Annotated in this window: 18 protein-coding genes; 11 read left to right on the top strand and 7 right to left on the bottom strand. The window is 69.6% G+C overall.

The window, feature by feature from the left end:
• Window positions 1-13 precede the first annotated feature (13 nt).
• The 10 genes from ribD to ACFQ7F_RS19265 all read left to right on the top strand — a co-directional run bounded on the left by ribD (window position 14) and on the right by ACFQ7F_RS19265 (window position 8,583).
• The gene (ribD, locus tag ACFQ7F_RS19310; protein ID WP_383271878.1) at window positions 14-1,135 is read left to right on the top strand and encodes a bifunctional diaminohydroxyphosphoribosylaminopyrimidine deaminase/5-amino-6-(5-phosphoribosylamino)uracil reductase RibD; all 1,122 of its coding nucleotides are present in this window, start codon (window positions 14-16) and stop codon (window positions 1,133-1,135) included.
• A 1-nt stretch (window position 1,136) separates the two neighbouring features.
• On the top strand, window positions 1,137-1,772 hold the full coding sequence (locus ACFQ7F_RS19305) for a riboflavin synthase (protein ID WP_383271876.1): 636 nt from the start codon (window positions 1,137-1,139) through the stop codon (window positions 1,770-1,772).
• A gap of 56 nt (window positions 1,773-1,828) precedes the next feature.
• Window positions 1,829-2,425, top strand: coding sequence for a nicotinamide riboside transporter PnuC (locus ACFQ7F_RS19300; RefSeq protein WP_383271945.1), 597 nt, complete (start codon window positions 1,829-1,831; stop codon window positions 2,423-2,425).
• Entirely contained in the window at window positions 2,422-3,723 is a 1,302-nt protein-coding gene (locus ACFQ7F_RS19295; protein WP_383271874.1) for a bifunctional 3,4-dihydroxy-2-butanone-4-phosphate synthase/GTP cyclohydrolase II, read from the top strand. The genes ACFQ7F_RS19300 and ACFQ7F_RS19295 overlap by 4 nt, the downstream gene beginning before the upstream one ends.
• A 54-nt stretch (window positions 3,724-3,777) precedes the next feature.
• Window positions 3,778-4,263 (top strand): 6,7-dimethyl-8-ribityllumazine synthase, encoded by a 486-nt coding sequence (ribH, locus tag ACFQ7F_RS19290; RefSeq protein WP_383271872.1) that lies wholly within the window; start codon window positions 3,778-3,780, stop codon window positions 4,261-4,263.
• Between the two features lie 35 nt (window positions 4,264-4,298).
• Window positions 4,299-4,571 carry a phosphoribosyl-ATP diphosphatase gene (locus tag ACFQ7F_RS19285; protein WP_055564821.1) on the top strand — a complete coding sequence of 91 codons (273 nt, stop codon included), beginning with the start codon at window positions 4,299-4,301 and terminating at the stop codon, window positions 4,569-4,571.
• Window positions 4,572-4,622: 51 nt separating this feature from the next.
• Window positions 4,623-5,471 carry an ATP phosphoribosyltransferase gene (gene hisG, locus ACFQ7F_RS19280; protein WP_383271870.1) on the top strand — a complete coding sequence of 283 codons (849 nt, stop codon included), beginning with the start codon at window positions 4,623-4,625 and terminating at the stop codon, window positions 5,469-5,471.
• 23 nt (window positions 5,472-5,494) lie between these two features.
• The gene (locus ACFQ7F_RS19275; protein WP_383271868.1) at window positions 5,495-5,950 is read left to right on the top strand and encodes a PH domain-containing protein; all 456 of its coding nucleotides are present in this window, start codon (window positions 5,495-5,497) and stop codon (window positions 5,948-5,950) included.
• Window positions 5,951-6,148: 198 nt separating this feature from the next.
• Entirely contained in the window at window positions 6,149-7,519 is a 1,371-nt protein-coding gene (locus ACFQ7F_RS19270) for a hemolysin family protein (RefSeq protein ID WP_383271866.1), read from the top strand.
• Complete coding sequence (locus ACFQ7F_RS19265; RefSeq protein WP_383271864.1) at window positions 7,516-8,583, top strand: hemolysin family protein; 1,068 nt, start codon at window positions 7,516-7,518, stop codon at window positions 8,581-8,583. The genes ACFQ7F_RS19270 and ACFQ7F_RS19265 overlap by 4 nt, the downstream gene beginning before the upstream one ends.
• Before the next feature lie 27 nt (window positions 8,584-8,610).
• Here ACFQ7F_RS19265 and ACFQ7F_RS19260 read toward each other — a convergent pair whose 3' ends face one another.
• Window positions 8,611-10,482, bottom strand: a complete 1,872-nt coding sequence (locus ACFQ7F_RS19260; RefSeq protein ID WP_383271862.1) for an AAA family ATPase — start codon at window positions 10,480-10,482, stop codon at window positions 8,611-8,613.
• 433 nt (window positions 10,483-10,915) lie between these two features.
• Window positions 10,916-11,560 (bottom strand): uridine kinase, encoded by a 645-nt coding sequence (locus ACFQ7F_RS19255; protein ID WP_383271859.1) that lies wholly within the window; start codon window positions 11,558-11,560, stop codon window positions 10,916-10,918.
• A 226-nt stretch (window positions 11,561-11,786) separates the two neighbouring features.
• On the opposite strand from ACFQ7F_RS19255, the gene ACFQ7F_RS19250 reads away from it, so the two are divergent.
• Window positions 11,787-13,151 carry a peptidase C39 family protein gene (locus ACFQ7F_RS19250; protein ID WP_383271857.1) on the top strand — a complete coding sequence of 455 codons (1,365 nt, stop codon included), beginning with the start codon at window positions 11,787-11,789 and terminating at the stop codon, window positions 13,149-13,151.
• A gap of 52 nt (window positions 13,152-13,203) precedes the next feature.
• Here the strand turns inward: ACFQ7F_RS19250 and ACFQ7F_RS19245 are convergent, their stop codons facing one another.
• From ACFQ7F_RS19245 to ACFQ7F_RS19225, 5 genes are all read right to left on the bottom strand, one after another.
• A complete protein-coding gene (locus ACFQ7F_RS19245) occupies window positions 13,204-13,845 on the bottom strand; it encodes a hypothetical protein (protein WP_383271855.1) in 642 nt (213 codons plus the stop codon).
• Window positions 13,846-13,885: 40 nt separating this feature from the next.
• On the bottom strand, window positions 13,886-14,518 hold the full coding sequence (locus ACFQ7F_RS19240; RefSeq protein WP_383271853.1) for a hypothetical protein: 633 nt from the start codon (window positions 14,516-14,518) through the stop codon (window positions 13,886-13,888).
• The gene (locus ACFQ7F_RS19235) at window positions 14,505-14,918 is read right to left on the bottom strand and encodes a hypothetical protein (RefSeq protein WP_383271851.1); all 414 of its coding nucleotides are present in this window, start codon (window positions 14,916-14,918) and stop codon (window positions 14,505-14,507) included. The genes ACFQ7F_RS19240 and ACFQ7F_RS19235 overlap by 14 nt, the downstream gene beginning before the upstream one ends.
• Before the next feature lie 65 nt (window positions 14,919-14,983).
• On the bottom strand, window positions 14,984-16,339 hold the full coding sequence (locus tag ACFQ7F_RS19230) for a hypothetical protein (RefSeq protein ID WP_383271849.1): 1,356 nt from the start codon (window positions 16,337-16,339) through the stop codon (window positions 14,984-14,986).
• Entirely contained in the window at window positions 16,336-16,650 is a 315-nt protein-coding gene (locus tag ACFQ7F_RS19225) for a hypothetical protein (protein ID WP_383271847.1), read from the bottom strand. The genes ACFQ7F_RS19230 and ACFQ7F_RS19225 overlap by 4 nt, the downstream gene beginning before the upstream one ends.
• Between the last annotated feature and the right edge of the window lie 145 nt (window positions 16,651-16,795).

The raw sequence follows: 16,795 nt of genomic DNA, 5'->3' as shown, positions 1-16,795 counted from the left end.
GAGTCCGTGCCTTATGAGGCAGGAGGACCCGGTGGCCACCGCAGCCGCAGTAGCAGCGAACGAGCCCGAGCACACCGCCATGCGTCGCGCCGTCGCGCTCGCAGCGCTCGGTCTCGGCGCCACGAGCCCCAACCCGGTCGTCGGATGCGTGATCATCAACGCCTCCGGAGAAACCGTCGGCGAGGGCTACCACCAGCGCGCCGGCGGCCCGCACGCCGAGGTCCACGCCCTGCGCGCGGCCGGCGAACAGGCCCGCGGTGCCACTGCCCTGGTCACTCTCGAACCCTGTAACCACACCGGACGCACCGGCCCCTGCGCCCAGGCGCTCATCGACGCCGGGATCGCCCGTGTGGTCTACGCGGTCAGCGACCCGAACCCCGCCGCGACCGGGGGCGCGCAGCGACTGCGTACCGCCGGGGTCGACGTGCGATCGGGCCTCCTCGAGGACGAGGCGGCGGCGGTCAACGCCGCGTGGCTGACCTCCGTGCGGCTCGGCCGCCCGCACGTCACCTGGAAGTACGCCGCCTCGCTCGACGGCCGCATCGCCGCCGCCGACGGCAGCAGCCGCTGGATCACCTCCGCCGAGGCCCGCGCCGACGTCCACCGCCTTCGCGCCGAGTGCGACGCGGTCGTGGTCGGCTCCGGCACCCAGCGCGCCGACGACCCGCACCTCGCCGTGCGGGGCATCGAAGGAGCCGTCCAGCCGCTGCGCGTCGTCGTCGACACGAACGGCACCGCGGTGAAGGCCGGCGCCCGCGTCCTGGACGACGCGGCTCCCACGCTCATCGCGGTCGCCGACAACGTGACCCCCGACGGCGATGCCGAAACGGTCCGACTCCCGCGCGCGGAGGGCGGGTTGGACATCCCGGCCCTCCTCGACGAGCTCCACACGCGCGGGGTGCGTTCCGTCCTCCTCGAAGGCGGACCGACCCTCGCCGGAGCCTTCGTCGCCGCGGGCGCCGTCGACCGCGTCGTCGCCTATCTCGCCCCCGTCCTGCTCGGCGCGGGCCCAGCCGTCCTCACCGGCGGCGGAATCACGACCATCACCGAAGCGTTGCGGCTCGACATGAGCGAGACCGTCCGCATCGGAACCGATCTGCGCGTCACCGCGACCCTCGTAGCGAAGGAGCACTGAAGTGTTCACCGGAATCGTCGAAGAGCTGGGCGAGATCACCGCCGTCGAGAACCTGGACGACGCATCCCGCTTCCGCGTCCGTGGCCCCGTCGTCACCGACGGCGCGAAGCACGGCGACTCCATCGCGGTCAACGGGGTCTGTCTGACGGTCGTGGAGCACGAGGGCGCGGAGTTCACCGCCGATGTGATGGCGGAGACCCTGAACCGATCGAGCCTGGGCGCGCTCGCGGCAGGATCGCGGGTCAACCTGGAGCGGCCCACCGCCGTGGGCGACCGCCTGGGCGGACACATCGTGCAGGGACACGTCGACGGCACCGGCGAGATCGTCGACCGCAAGCCCTCCGAGCACTGGGAGATCGTCAAGATCTCGCTCCCCGCGGAGCTCGCCCGCTACGTGGTGGAGAAGGGCTCCATCACCGTCGACGGCGTCAGCCTCACGGTGGTCGACGCGGGAGACGACTACTTCACCATCAGCCTCATCCCCACCACCCTCGCCCTGACCACGCTCGGCATCAAGCAGCCCGGCGACCCGGTCAACCTCGAGGTGGACATCATCGCGAAGTACGTCGAGCGGATGCTCGGCGACCGTGCCACCGCTGTTCCGACCGCCGCTCCCGCTCAGGAGGCCACGAAGTGAACTGGCTCAACTCCGAAGCCTTCACGGCCTTCGGGCAGCACGTGATCTGGTCCGACATGGTGGGCAACACCGTCGGCCTGATCGCCCTCGCGCTCGGCTGGCGGCGCTCCATATGGACCTGGCCCGCCCAGTTCCTCTCCGGCGTCATCCTCGTCGGCGCCTACGCGTCCGCCCACCTCTCCGGCGGTGTCGGCAAGCAGCTCCTCGTCATCGGCGTGGCCCTGTGGGGCTGGCGTCTGTGGACCAACGGCAAGCAGCAGGCGCAGGACGGCTCCATCGCCGTCCGGTTCGCGACCTGGAAGGAGCGCGGGGTGCTGCTCGGCGGCACGGCCATCGGCACCCTCGCGGTCGGCGCCCTGTTCGCCGCCGTCCCCGACCTGTCCTGGAACCCCTGGCCCGACGCCTACATCTTCGTCGGCACGCTCGCCGCGATGGTCGCCCAGGCCCGCGGCCTCGTCGAGTTCTGGTTCGCCTGGCTCCTCGTCGACGTGGTCGGGGTACCGCTCGCGTTCAGCAGTGGTCTGGCCTTCTCCGGCCTCGTGTACGTCATCTACCTCGCGCTCGTCCTGTGGGGCATGCGCGACTGGTGGCTGCGGTCGCGCTCTGCGTCCTCGCAGGCCTCGCAGCCCGTCATGGAAGGAACCCCGGCATGAGCGCGACACCGGTTTGGTACAGCACAGGTCACGAAGAGGACGCGTCGGACCTCGCCCTCGACCCCGTCGAGGCGGCCATCCGCGACATCGCCGCCGGACGGCCCGTCGTGGTCGTCGACGACGAGGACCGCGAGAACGAGGGCGACCTCGTCATCGCGGCCGAGAAGGCGACGCCCGAGATCATCGCCTTCATGATGAGCGAGTGCCGCGGCCTGATCTGCGCACCCATGGAGGGCGACGAGCTCGACCGCCTCCAGCTCCCGCAGATGGTCGAGAACAACACCGAGTCGATGCGGACGGCCTTCACGGTCTCCGTCGACGCGAGCGGCGCGCACGGCGTCACCACCGGCATCTCGGCCGCCGACCGCGCCACCACGCTCCAGATGCTCGCCGCGGGCTCGTTCGAGCCCACCGACTTCGTGCGTCCGGGCCACATCTTCCCGCTGCGCGCCAAGTCCGGCGGCGTCCTGGTCCGCAACGGCCACACCGAGGCCGCGGTCGACCTGGCCAGGCTCGCGGGTCTGCGCCCCGCCGGGGCCATCGTCGAGATCGCGGGCGAGGACGGCACGATGCTCCGCCTGCCGGAGCTGATCCCGTTCGCCCGCAAGCACGGCCTGACGATCATCTCCATCGAGGACCTGATCGCCTACCGCAGCGGCAGCGAGCCGACGGTCCGCCGCGAGGCCGAGGTCCGCCTGCCCACCGCCTTCGGCGACTTCACGGCGTACGGCTACCGCTCCACCGTCGACGGCGTCGAACACGTCGCCCTCGTCCACGGCGAGATCGGCGAGGGCGACGACGTCCTGGTCCGCATCCACTCCGAGTGCCTGACCGGCGACGTCTTCCACTCCCTGCGCTGCGACTGCGGCCCGCAGCTGGAGGCGTCGATGCGGCGCATCACGGACGAGGGGCGCGGCATCGTGGTCTACCTCCGTGGCCACGAGGGGCGCGGCATCGGCCTCCTTTCCAAGCTGCGCGCCTACGAGCTCCAGGAGCGCGGCAGCGACACCCTGGACGCCAACCTGGAACTCGGCCTGCCCGCCGACGCCCGGGACTACGGAGCGGGGGCGCGGATCCTGGACGACCTCGGCGTCCGCGGCGTGCGCCTGATGACGAACAACCCCGACAAGACCGACGCGGTGATCCGGCACGGCCTCAAGGTCACCGGGCGCGAGCCGATGCCGGTCCAGGCGGGCGAGCACAACCTCCGGTACCTGCGCACCAAGCGGGACCGGATGGGGCACGACCTGCCCTGGCTCGACACCACCCCCGAGGTGTCGGCCTGCGGCAACCAGTAAGTACCGGCATACGACAACGCGTACGACAACGCATACGAAAACCAGGAGAAGCGCGTGAGCGGCAAAGGTGCACCCGAACTGAGCGTGAAGAACTGCGGAGACCTGCGGGTCGCGGTGATCGCCGCCCAGTGGCACGAGAAGGTCATGGACGGCCTCGTCGACGGCGCCCTGCGCGCCCTGCACGAGCTCGGCATCGACGAGCCGACCGTCCTGCGCGTGCCCGGCAGCTTCGAGCTGCCGGTCGTCGCCAAGGTCCTCGCGGGACGCGGCTACGACGCCATCGTGGCGCTCGGCGTCGTCATCCGCGGCGGAACCCCGCATTTCGAGTACGTGTGCCAGGGCGTCACGCAGGGCCTCACCCAGGTCACGGTGGACACCGGGGTGCCCATCGGCTTCGGCGTCCTCACCACCGACACCGAGGAGCAGGCCCTGGACAGGGCGGGCATCGAGGGCTCCCACGAGGACAAGGGGCACGAAGCGGTCACCGCCGCCGTCGCCACCGCGACCACGCTGCGTACGATCTCCGAACCCTGGCGGTGAGCGGGGCCGGGAAGCCGCGTAAAGTAAGCGACATCATGTCCAAGAAGACTTTCGAGGAGCTCTTCACCGAGCTCCAGCACAAGGCCGCCAACGGCGACCCCGCCACGTCGCGCACCGCCGAGCTGGTGGACAAGGGCGTCCATGCCATCGGCAAGAAGGTCGTCGAGGAGGCCGCCGAAGTCTGGATGGCCGCCGAGCACGAGGGCAAGGAAGCCGCGGCCGAGGAGATCTCGCAGCTCCTCTACCACGTGCAGGTGATGATGGTCGCCCGCGGCATCTCCCTCGACGACGTGTACGCCCACCTCTGAGCCGTACGCCCGCTGTACCCAACTCCCCTCAACGCAAAGGAATCCGTCCTCATGCTGCGCATCGCCGTCCCGAACAAGGGTTCACTGTCCGGACCTGCGTCGGCGATGCTCCATGAGGCCGGATACCAGCAGCGCAAGGAGTCCAAGGAGCTCGTCCTCGTCGACCCGGACAACGAAGTCGAGTTCTTCTACCTCCGGCCCAAGGACATCGCGATCTATGTCTCGGCCGGCAAGCTCGACATCGGCATCACGGGTCAGGACCTCCTGATCGACTCGGGCGCGAACGCCGAGACGATCCTGCCGCTCGGCTTCGCGCGCTCCACCTTCCGCTTCGCCGGGAAGCCGGGCACGGCGAGCACCATCGCGGACCTCGCGGGCAAGACCGTCGCGACCTCGTACGAGGGCATCGTCGCCAAGCACCTCGCGGACAGCGGCGTCGACGCCTCCGTCGTCCACCTGGACGGCGCCGTCGAGACCGCCATCGAGCTGGGCGTCGCCCAGGTCATCGCGGACGTCGTGGAGACCGGCACCTCGCTGCGCAACGCGGGCCTCGAAGTGTTCGGCGAGCCGATCATGAAGTCCGAGGCGGTCGTCATCCGGCGCACCGGCGCCGACACCGACGACCCCAAGGTGGAGCAGTTCCTGCGCCGCCTGCAGGGCGTCCTGGTGGCCAGGGCGTACGTGATGATGGACTACGACTGTCGCGCCGAGCACCTGGAGCAGGCTGTGGCCCTCACCCCGGGCCTCGAGTCGCCGACGATCTCGCCGCTGCACAACGAGGGCTGGGTCGCCGTCCGCTCCATGGTCCCGGCCAAGGAAGCCCAGCGGATCATGGACGACCTGTACGCCATCGGGGCGCGGGCCATCCTGACCACCGCCATCCACGCCTGCCGCCTCTGATGACCCGGCAGGAGACCCCGGCGATGACAGACCAGACCGACCAGACCGACGTTCCCGCCCTGCCCGTCACCTTCCGGCCCAGCCGGACCCGGGCCGTCCTGCTCACGGCGGGCGCCGCGATCCTCGTGGTCCTCACGGTGATCGCCCTGCTCATCCCGGGCCTCAGCGCGGGGGAGCGGCTCAGCTTCATCTTCACCGGGGCGCTGCTCTTCGGTGTGCTCGCGCTCCTGAGCAGGCCCAAGGTCGTCGCCGACGAATCCGGCGTGACGGTCGTCAACATCGCGACCAGCAGGCGCCTGGAGTGGGCCGAGATCGTTCAGGTCAACCTGCGTCCGGGCGACCCGTGGGTGTTCCTCAACCTCAGTGACGGCACCAGCCTCCCCGCCATGGGCATCCAGCCGGGCATCGCCAAGCAGCGGGCCATCAGCGACGCCCGTGCGCTGCGTGCCCTCGCCGAGGCCCGCACCCCGCAGGGCTGACGTTTATGGCCCGGTCTTGATTAATCTGGTGGCGGGGCACGCATGGTGTGCCGCCCCGCCCCAGTCGGGCCCGCCCGGTCCGCTGGGGCTCCTGCTACCCGAGGAGTGACTCCCTCCGGCGATGGACGGTTCGTCCTGTAGTACATGCGCCGCCCCCTCCCGACATACCGGGACAGGTCAGACCAGGGAGGCGGCGGTATGACCACTTCCCTGCTGCTTCTCGGGGCGGCATTCCTGCTGATTCTCGCCAACGGCTTCTTCGTGGCCGCCGAGTTCGGGCTCGTCACCGTCGAGCGCCCGGACGCCGAGAAGGCCGCCGCCGAAGGCGACCGACGGGCCCGTACGGTCGTCGGCGCCCTCAAGGAGCTGTCCTTCCAGCTCTCCGGCACCCAGCTCGGCATCACCATCACCTCACTCGTGGTCGGCATGCTCGCCGAACCGGCCCTCGCGCATCTGCTCGCGGGCCCTTTCACGGCGACCGGCCTTCCGGAAGGCGCCGTACCGGGCGTCTCCGTGGTCGTCGGCATGCTCCTCGCGTCCGCCGTGCAGATGGTGATCGGCGAGCTGGTACCGAAGAACTGGGCGGTCTCCAAGCCGCTCCAGGTCGCGCGGTTCGTCGCGGGCCCGCAGCATGTGTTCTCGCGCCTCTTCAGGCCCGTGATCTCCCTCCTCAACACCACGGCCAACCGGCTCGTACGACTGTTCGGCGTCGAGCCCGCCGAGGAGCTGGCCTCGGCCCGCACCCCCGGCGAACTGGTCTCCCTCGCCCGGCACTCGGCGCAGGCAGGCACCCTCGAACAGGACACCGCGGAGCTGTTCGTCCGCACGCTCTCCCTCGGCGAGCTGACCGCGCAGCACATCATGACCCCGCGGGTGAAGGTCAGCGCGCTGCAGACGTCGGCGACCGCCGAGGACGTGGTGAACCTGACCCGCGCCACCGGGCTCTCGCGCTTTCCCGTGTACCGCGAGCGCATCGACGAGATCGTCGGCATGGTGCACCTCAAGGACGCCCTCGCGGTCCCCGCCCACGAGCGCCTGAGAGCGCCCGTGGGCCGCATCGCGCAGACGCCGCTCCTGGTACCGGAGACGCTGCCCGTGCAGCAGCTCCTGGAGCAGCTGCGCAGCCAGCAGCCGATAGCCGTCGTCGTCGACGAGTACGGCGGCACCGCAGGGGTGGTCACCCTGGAGGACATCGTCGAGGAGCTCGTCGGCGAGGTGCGTGACGAGCACGACCTCCTCGACCTGCCCGAGATCGCCGTGGCACCGGCCGAGGACGGCCGGCCCGCGTGGGACGCCGACGGCAGCTGCCGCGTCGACACACTCCGGCGGATAGGACTCGACGTCCCCGAGGGGCCGTACGAGACCGTGGCCGGACTCGTCGCCGATCTGCTCGGCCGCATCCCCGTACCCGGCGACCGGGCCGAACTCCCGGGCTGGCGGCTCGCGGTGCGCCAGGTGGACCACTACCGCGCCGAGCGGGTACGGCTCGTACGGGCCCCACAAGCCACAGATACTCCACAAGCCACAGATGCCCCAGAGGCCATGAGCGTGGCGGAGGCCGCCCGATGAGTGTGCTCCAACTCCTGTTCGCCCTCCTCCTCGTCCTCGCCAACGGCTTCTTCGTGGGGGCCGAGTTCGCGCTCGTCTCCGTGCGCCGCAGCCAGATCGAGCCCCTTGGCACCAAGCGGGCCCGCCAGGTGCTCTACGGCCTGGAGCATCTGCCGCAGATGATGGCGGCCGCCCAGTTCGGCATCACCATGTGCTCGTTGACGCTCGGCGCGGTCGCCGAGCCCACCGTCGCGCATCTCCTGGAGCCGGTCTTCGAAGCGGCGCACATCCCCGAGGGGGCGATCCATCCGCTCGGGTACGCCATCGCGCTCGCCGTGGTCGTGTTCCTCCACCTCGTCGTCGGCGAGATGGTTCCCAAGAACCTCGCGATGGCCGCCCCGGAGAAGACCGCGCTCTGGTTCAGTCCCGGCCTCGTCGCCTTCGCCCGCCTCTGCCGTCCGGTCACGGTGGCGCTGGGGGCATGCGCGCGGCTCGTCTTGAAGCTCTTCGGGGTCGAGCCCAAGGATGAGGTCGAGGCCGTCTTCACCAGCGAGCAGCTCAACCGGCTCGTCGGCGACTCGGGCCAGGCGGGGCTGCTCGACCCCGAGGAGCAGGAGCGCCTCGAGGACGCCCTGGAGCTGGGCTCGCGCCCGGTGACGGACGTCCTCCTGGACCGGGCGTCCCTGGTCACCGTGGGCGCGTCGGTCACCCCCGAGCAGGTCATCGAACTCACCGGGCGCACCGGCTACTCCCGTTTCCCGGTCCGCGCGGAGAACGGCGCCTTCATGGGCTACCTGCACGTGAAGGACGTACTGGACCTCGAAGAGACGGACCGCGCGGTGCCGCAGCAGGTCTGGCGCGCGATGACGACGCTGCGCGCCGAGCTCCCCCTGGACGACGCCCTGACGGTGATGCGCCGCGCCGCGACGCATCTGGCGCAGGTCGCCGACGCGTCGGGCAAGGTGCTCGGCCTGGTCGCCCTCGAGGACGTCCTCGAGCTCCTGGTCGGCGAGGTCCGCGACCCGGCGCACCGGATCTCGGCGCCCCGCAAGCCCGAGGAGTCCAGGGACGGCGCCCTGGTGTGACCGGGCGGGGCGGGGAGCTCAAGAGCCTCAGACGGCCCTCGGCGGGTCCTGAGGCCCCCGCCCCGACAGCACTTCGCCGTAGGCCTGCATCAGGTCCGGGAGCCGCAGTGTCGACAAGTCGTCACGGCTCGGATCGCCGGGATAGCCGGTGAGCCGCAGGTCGCGGTAGGCACAGCTCTTCTCGTAGAGCGTGCGCAGGAAGCGGCCGTTGCCGAGCTCGTCGATCCAGGCCTGGTCGACGACGTGCCCACTGATGGAGCGCAGCTCGTCCAGTGCCTCCTCGTCCCACACGTCGCCGTTCTCGTCGGCCAGGACCTCGCCGATGGAGGTGAGTTCCAGGGGGCGGTACGAGGGGAAGTCCACGCGGGTCGTGAAGCGTGACGAGAGTCCGGGGTTGGCGGCAAGCAGGCGGTCCATGCCCTCGGGGTAGCCCGCGAGGATCACCACCAGATGGTCGCGGTTGTCCTCGGCGCGCTTGAGCAGGACCTGGAGGGCCTCGTCGCCGTACGCGTCGCCCTTGCCGTAGCCCGAGTTGGAGAGGGAGTACGCCTCGTCCACGAACAGCACGCCGCCGATCGCCGAGTCGATCAGCTCATTGGCCTTCACGGCGGTCTGGCCCAGATACTCGCCGACCAGGTCCGCGCGCTGCGCCTCCACCAGATGGTCGCCGCCGAGCAGGCCCAGAGCGTAGAACGCCCTTCCCAGGATGCGGGCCACCGTGGTCTTGCCGGTGCCCGAGGGGCCGGAGAAGACGAAGTGTCGTTTCGGCGGCTGTACGGGCAGCCCCTGCGCGGCCCGCAGGCGTGCCATGTTCAGCTGCGCGGAGAGCGCCTTGACCTGGCGCTTCACCGGTTCGAGGCCGACCATCCCCTCCAGCTCGGCCAGTGCTGCCTCCAGGAGTGCGGGATCGGTGGGGCCCGGCGGCAGCTGCGGTCCCGGCTGGACGGGGATCACGGCCTTCTCACGCACGGAGTCGGACTCGGTGGGGACGCCGCCCGCGGGCAGGTCGGGCTCGGTGACCTTCAGATCGCGGCCCTCGGTACCGAAGAGCGGATCGATGCCGTCGGGCCCCTCCATCACGTCCTGCCCGAAGCCGGTCAGGGCGATCGCCGCCAGGTCGGTGACCTCGTCGTACCCGTCGCCCTCCGAGATCGCCGCGAGCCGCGCGGAGGTGTCCATGAAGGAGGGATCGACGCGGTGCACCGCGCGGTAGAGCGGCAGGGCCGCCGCCGAGCGGCCCGTGCCCTCGTGCGCGCGGGCCAGCCAGTAGCGAAGCTCCTTGCGCTGCGGCTGCTCGCTGCGGCACCGCATCAGGGCGGCGGACAGGAGCGGCTCGGCCTGGCCGAACATCTCCAGGCGTACGCGGGCCATGCCTCCGAAGAGGCCGGCCTCGATGCCCAGCATCGCGTCGTCGATCAGCGAGTCCGTGTGCCGGACCAGCTGCTCCCAGTCCTTGACCAGATAGGACCGGCAGGCGTGCAGGAACCGCACCTGCGGATCCGCGTCGACCGGCGGCAGACCGGCCAACGCCCGGTCGAGCTCAGGGACGTGGCGTCCGTCCAGCCAGTGCGACGCGTGCGCGAGCAGCAGATCGCGTGTGCTCTCCAGGACGGGCTGGACCCACCAGCCGAGCCAGTACCAGGAGTTGAGCGTGCGCCCGTGCCGGGCGCGCTGCTCCCCGAACCTGTCCCGGTGCTGGAACATCCGGAGCAGCGCCGTCGTCGTGTCGATGCGCAGCGCGTGCAGGCCGAGCCAGCCGTCGGCCATCCCCGGATCCATCCGCACCGCCGCCCGGAACTCCTCCTCCGCCTGCGGATAGGCGCCCATCGTGTAGGCGTCGACGCCCCTCAGCCAGGCGAGGTCGGCCGGGGCGGGTGAGCCCACCGCGTCGAAGTCCATCACGTCCCCCACAAACCGTGCCCCCGTTTGTGTACCGCCGGACCGGTGTCCGTCGGCAACTTCGCTGAACCGCCGTGCTGCGGACGGACGTTGAACCGGTGCGCAGAGCAGCCGTCCGTAAGTCGCACCGAAGGGCATCGTACCTGCGAGGGAGTGCCCGGCCGTAGGGTGCCGCACTGCGGGATCGGGCAGGTGAGGGGGGACCTCGTCGTCACCGAGGGTGAGCGAAAGGAGGCTCGCAGCGCCCGCAATGCGGGGCCGGAGGGCAGAACGAAGCCCCCGATCACGGGGGAACAACCGGGGGCTTCGAGTCTGCGGGCGGCCTCGAAAGACCGCACATTCAGAACGTAAGTCCTGTAAGGGCCCTGGGTCAAGCCGAGTTGAGGCACTCATGAAAACTCGTGAGAACTTCCGGAAGTCACTTTCCGCAGGTTCAGCGCACCGCCTCTGGATCATCACCCTGTGTGACGGTCTGGTGCTGTGTAACCGTCTCATTCGGACCCTGCAGTACCTCATATCCCTTGCACCACTGTCGTACCAAAGACTGGGCAAAAGGTCGTGAAGGGTCTTCTGCGAAGTGCCGACGCTCCGCGGGTTCCCATCCGTCCCAGAAGTCGCTCTGGACCGCACCGTCCCGGTGGCGCCCCCGCCCCCAGGCCTCTTCACGCGGCAACTCCATCCACAGCAGCCGCGCCAGGAACGGGCGCAACGCGCGGCGGCCCGCGCCGACGCCCTCGACGAGGACCACGGGCGCGGGCGGCAGGGTGCGGGCCTGGGGCCCGAAGCGGCGGGCGTGCCAGTCGTACGTCTCGTAGCGCGCCGTTCCGCCGTGCGAGAGCGGCACGATGACCTGTCGCGTCAGCCGGTCCGTCCAGCCGAACAGCTCGTCGTGGCTCGCGATGTCGTCGAGCCGCAGGACGGGCGCACCGCCCAGGGCCTCGGCGAGGCGGTCGGCGAAGGTCGACTTGCCGGAGCCCGCGTGCCCGTCGACGGCGACGAGGCGGACGGGGCCGCAGGAGGGCGGCAGGCGCAGCAGATCTTCGGCGACACGGGACAGGGGAGTGGCGTGTGCGGTCATCGCGTCCAGCGTACGGGCGCGGAGCATCCAGCGTACGGGTGCGGAATCCTCCACTCCGCGCGCCATCCCTGCTCACGCCAGTGGTCGAGGCCAATATTGGCGGACGCGGTGGTGGTCATAGCGCTGGCAGAAGTCGGCGTGGAGCAGCCATAGTTGGCCTACCGCCGTGCATCTGACCTGCCCCATCCGGATCCGTCCGGAACCCACGTCGACTGGGGGTCCCGCCATGGACCGAGCTGATGACATGTCCCGCAGAACCGTCCTCTCCGCTGCCGCAGCCGTGGCCGCGGTGGCCGCCACGGTGAGCCCCGCGCTCGCGGCGGGCGCCCTCCAAGGCGCCGCGCGCGCGAAGCGACCGGTGAGCAACCGCTTCTGGGCCTCGCACGCCGACTGGAGCGCGGGTACCGCGAAAGGCACCCGTGCCGTCCCCGGAGCCCGCCCCGCCGTGGAGATCGCCGAGGCGGCGGGCCGCACCGACTACGCAGATCCCCACACCGGCAAGACCGCCACCTGGGAGTACGCCCAGTGGACCTCGCCCGTGCACCGTCCTGACGTTCCCGCGACGGAGGTCGTCGCCTCCTGGAACGCCCGTACGCCCACGGGTACGTGGCTCCAGGTCGAGCTCCAGGGGACGTACTCGGACAAGAAGAAGACCCCTTGGTACGTCCTGGGCCGCTGGACCTCGGGCGACGACAAGGAGAAGGACATCCGCCGCACGTCGGTCGACGGCCAGAGCGACGGCAAGTCCAGCATCTGGACCGACACCTTCTCCATCAATGACACGACGACGAGCCTTCGCCTCGTCTCGTACCGCCTGCGACTGACCCTGTACCGCAAGCCGGACGCCACGGTGACCCCCACCGTGTGGCGGCTCGGCGCGATGGCGTCCGCCGTCCCCGACCGCTTCACCGTCCCGGCGTCCAAGCCGAAGCTCACCAAGGAGCTGAAGGTCCCGCGCTACTCGCAGGAGATCCACGCCGGGCAGTATCCGGAGTACGACAACGGCGGCGAGGCCTGGTGCAGTCCCACCTCCTCGCAGATGATCATCGAGTTCTGGGGCCGCAAACCCACCCCCGCCGACCTCGCCTGGGTCGACCCGTCCTTCGCCGACCCCCAGGTGTGCCACGCGGCCCGCTATGCCTTCGACTACCAGTACGAAGGCTGCGGCAACTGGCCCTTCAACGCGGCCTACGCGTCGACGTACAAGGATCTCCAGGGCGTCGTCACCCGCCTCGCCTCGCTCACCGAGCTCGAGTCGCTGATCGCCGCGGGTATCCCGGCCATAACGTCCCAGTCGTTCCTCAAGGAGGAGCTGACGGGCGCCGGTTACGGCACGGCGGGCCACCTGATGACGGTGATCGGGTTCACGTCGAAGGGGGACGTGATCGCCAACGATCCGGCGTCGCCCAGCAACGCGGCGGTGCGCCGGGTCTACAAGCGGCGCGAGTGGGAGAACATCTGGCTCAGGACCAAGCGCAAGAACGCCGCGGGGAAGGTCGTCTCCGGTACGGGAGGCGTCTGCTACCTGTACTTCCCGGTGAAACTCTCGGCGAAGCAGAAGGCGGCGCTGGCGGGGGTGGGGATCCACTGAGACAGCACGAAGGCCCCTCTCCGCTGAGGGAGAGGGGCCTTCTTCGTGCCGGCTACACGGCCACTCCGGGGAGCCGGAGCGTCCGCGCGAAGTCGTCGAGGGGCTCGATGGCCGCGGCGACCACTTCCGGATCGTCGTGATGCCCGCGCAGGCAGACGTCGGGGATGCCGGGCGGAGTGTGCCAGTGGTACGTCACCGAGGTCATCATGATGCTGCTGTCCGCCGGGTAGGAGCGGGTGACCCGGACCCCGTCCGCGCCCAGATACGGGGAGGCGAAAGCAACGCTGCCGGTGCGCTGCTGCCACTCGGGGATCTCCGGGTGCGGCACGGCGGGCGCGGTGATGCCCTCGCAGGAGGCGGCGTCGGGGGCGTCGCAGTGGATGCGGGTGGCGTGCATGACCAGGGGCATGCAGGTCAGCGGAACGGGGTGATAGATGAACGCCTCGTCGGCGTGCAGCTTGTCCCGGAGCATCACGATCGTCTGCTCGTAGAAATCCTTGTGGAACCGGCGGAGTTTGCGGGTGAGCTCGATGTCGTGGACGGCGGCCAGACCGGTCAGGTGCAGGTCCAGCCACTCCTTGAAGGTCTTCTTGTCGATCTGGAGGTGGAGATAGCCCCAGAGGCCTGGGTTGGCATCCGTGTCGACGTGGAGAGGGGCACCGAGGTCGGTGCTCCACAGGGTGCCTTCGGACATGGGCGGTCTCTTTCGTCGGGGCGCGGGCAGAGGCGAGCCTTCAGGCATAGCTCCAGCGGAAGGTGCCCATGATGGCGTCGAACAGTTCGACGAGGGTGTCATGGAAGGCGGGGTCCGAGCCGGGCGCGACAAGGGCGCTGAAGGAGAAGGTGAGGTACTTGTCGGGGGCGCTGTCCGGGATGGGCACAAAGTATTCGACCTGGCGGTGTGCGACTTCGACGCCCTGGGCGGCGTCGGCGGGAACCTCCTTCTCCGAGCGCAGAGCCGCGGTGTCGTCGAGCTCCCGCATTTCGGCCCCGGGGGTCTGGGAGGCCAGCGCGAGCAGGACCGCTTCCGGGCCCCTGTCGGGTGTGACCCTCGGAATTTCGATCGGTTCGGAGGCGACGATCGAGACCGGCAGCGTGATGCCGTGGAGAGGTTCGGTGGGGAGGTAGAGGGTCATTCCGCCCTTGGCGCTGGCCCGGCGGACGACCTTCTTCATCTCCTGGAGGAGCTTCAGCCGGGCCTTCGGAATGTCGTCCTTGGGGAAGCCGACGGGCAACTGCGCGACGGCCTTGCGGACGATGCGGTCCATCGCCTCCCGGGTACCCGTTTCCAGCGGGATCACGTCCCAGCCGGGCGGCGGCACCAGGTTGAAGCCGACCGGGGTCCGCCGGTGCTCAGCGGTGGCCATGGCCCTCCCGCCTCACGTCCAGGGCATAGGCGACGCCGACGAAGAGTGCCCACGCCGGGGCGGCGATCATGCCCGGCCAGAATCCGAAGAACAGCGAGGGCAGGAAGAAGCCGCCGCCCATGGCGAGATCCCGGGTGAGGTAGGGCGGACGGCCCGTGTATCGGGGGTACTTCGCGAAGACCCAGACGTAGTGGAGGAGGCAGCCGACGATTCCGCCCTCGTAGACGTAGAGCACATCGTTCGCCAGGGACTTCGGTACCAGGAGCATGACCCCCAGTACCGGCAGGAACAGTGGCATTCCGATGATCAGCGTCAGTCGGAGTCGCCGGTTGGGGCCGGTGCCGAGTCCGGTGCGAGCGGCCTCGGCCTCGGCAATGCGTTGCGCCGAGTGCAGGTCCATGGTCGTTCCTCACAGGTGATGTACGGATGTGCAGCGGGGTATGTCGCTCCAGGTGGTCCGCCCCGCTACCAGTGCGTGTCGGGGGCGGGCTTGAGCGTGTTGTCCTTCCAGTCGGAGTAACCCGCGTTGTAGGGCTTCTCGCCGGTTCCGAGCTTCTCGGTCGTCACGCTTGTCAGGTCGCTCTTGCCCAGCGCCTTGTCCATGACGTCCATCCCCATGCCGCCCCAGGCCAAGCCGAGACCCACCTGGTAGGACTTGTAGGCCTTGTCCGCGGCGGCTCCCGCGGCCTCCGGGAAGGCAGCCTTGTTCGCCTTCAACATCTTCGCCATGCCGGCCATCTCCTTGTCGCCGAGGTGCAGCACCGTCGACAGCGGGCTGACCCTCAGCGGCCCCTTGGCGACCAGGCCGACATTCTGGGAGATGGACTTGCGCATGGCGTTACGGGCTCCGCCGATGGCCGTCCGCCCCGCCCCTTCCGGCAGCTTGGTCATCAATCGGCCCATGTCGTCCATGACGCCCTTGACGCCGCTGAGCCCTCTGCTCAGGCCGGCGGTCCGGGCGGTCTGAGCAGCGCCCACGGTGGCCTTCGCGCCCTTTGCGAGCTTCGCAGCGGCCCCGAGGCCACCCACCACGAGCACCGCACCCACGACGTCGAAGATGACATCCGTCCAGGTGGCGTCCCCGGATGCCACCAAGAGGAGTCTGAGTGCGATCGTGAGGGCCGCGATTCCCAGGATGACCAAGTTCAGGCCCGGAATGAGCAGAGCCAGGAAGCCCAGTGCCGTAGCGATCCAGCCGAGAACGTCGATGAAGGCTTTGATCAGGTCCGCATTGTCATGGGCCCAGCCCTTGACGTTGTCCCACCACGAGTCCTCGATGACGTCGTCGATCTCGTCGTTTATCTTGCCGGCGTAGTGGCTGGCGTCGCTGTCGCGGTCCCCGGTGACGGTGCCGAGGCGACTCCTGTACGACTGCAGCGGGTCCTCGGCAGCTCCGCTCGTCGACGGTTCCGGCTTCTTGTCCCCGTCCGCCTTCTCGGCGTCCTTGGCCTTCTCCCGCTCGACCTCCGCGTGCTTCTCCTTGGCCTCGCGCAGGATCCGGTCGGCGTCGCCCTGGTGGTCCTCCAGCTTGTTCGCCCACTTGGTGAGGTGCCCGTGGACCCGCTCGTACCGGGAGGCCACCTCCCGCATGTGTTTCTCCAGCGTGCCGGAGTCCTCGCGCAGGCGCTGGACGTACTTTCCCTTGAGCTTGTCCTCGTCCGAGATGGCCTTGAGGTTCCCCGCCTGCTCACGCAGCTTCTCCGCGACCGAGACCATGTGCCGGACCTCTTCCCGGATCTCCTCCGGGTCGCCGGGAACGGGGTCGGTCTCGCACAGCGGCTCCCAGTCGACGGGGCGGCGCTTCGACGCCGCGGTGGTCACTGGCCCTTCCCCTCGCCCTTGTCCTTGCCCTTGGTCTGCTTCTCGAGTTCCTCGTCCAGTTTCTCGAATGCATTCTTCGTCTCTGCGACGAGCTTGCCCGTCGATTCCAGGCCCTCGATGAGCCTGGTGCGGTAGTCGTCCCAGTTGTCGACGAAATCACCCATGGCGTCCGCGATGTTCCCGGCGCCCCAGTGCTTCTCCATGTCATCACGACGGTTCTCGATGTCCTTGAACGTCGTGCGCAAAGTACCGAGTTGGCGTTCGCAACCGCTCAGGAACTCGTAGTCGACCGTGAGGTCGCCACCGGACACAGCTCTCCCTCCCGTGGCCCGACCGCTGTACCGGGCAGGCCGCAGAGCATGTTCAGTTCATGACCCGGGGATCGTAACCGACAAGGCTGATCCGATCATCAACGACGGAGAACGGCCCCTCCCGCACGAGCGGGAGGGGCCGTTC

It is taken from the genome of Streptomyces sp. NPDC056486 (assembly GCF_042795295.1).
In the GTDB taxonomy this organism is placed as follows: domain Bacteria; phylum Actinomycetota; class Actinomycetes; order Streptomycetales; family Streptomycetaceae; genus Streptomyces.
The sequence above is the reverse complement of the archived record's forward strand: the minus strand, read 5'-3'. Positions and strand labels throughout refer to the sequence as shown.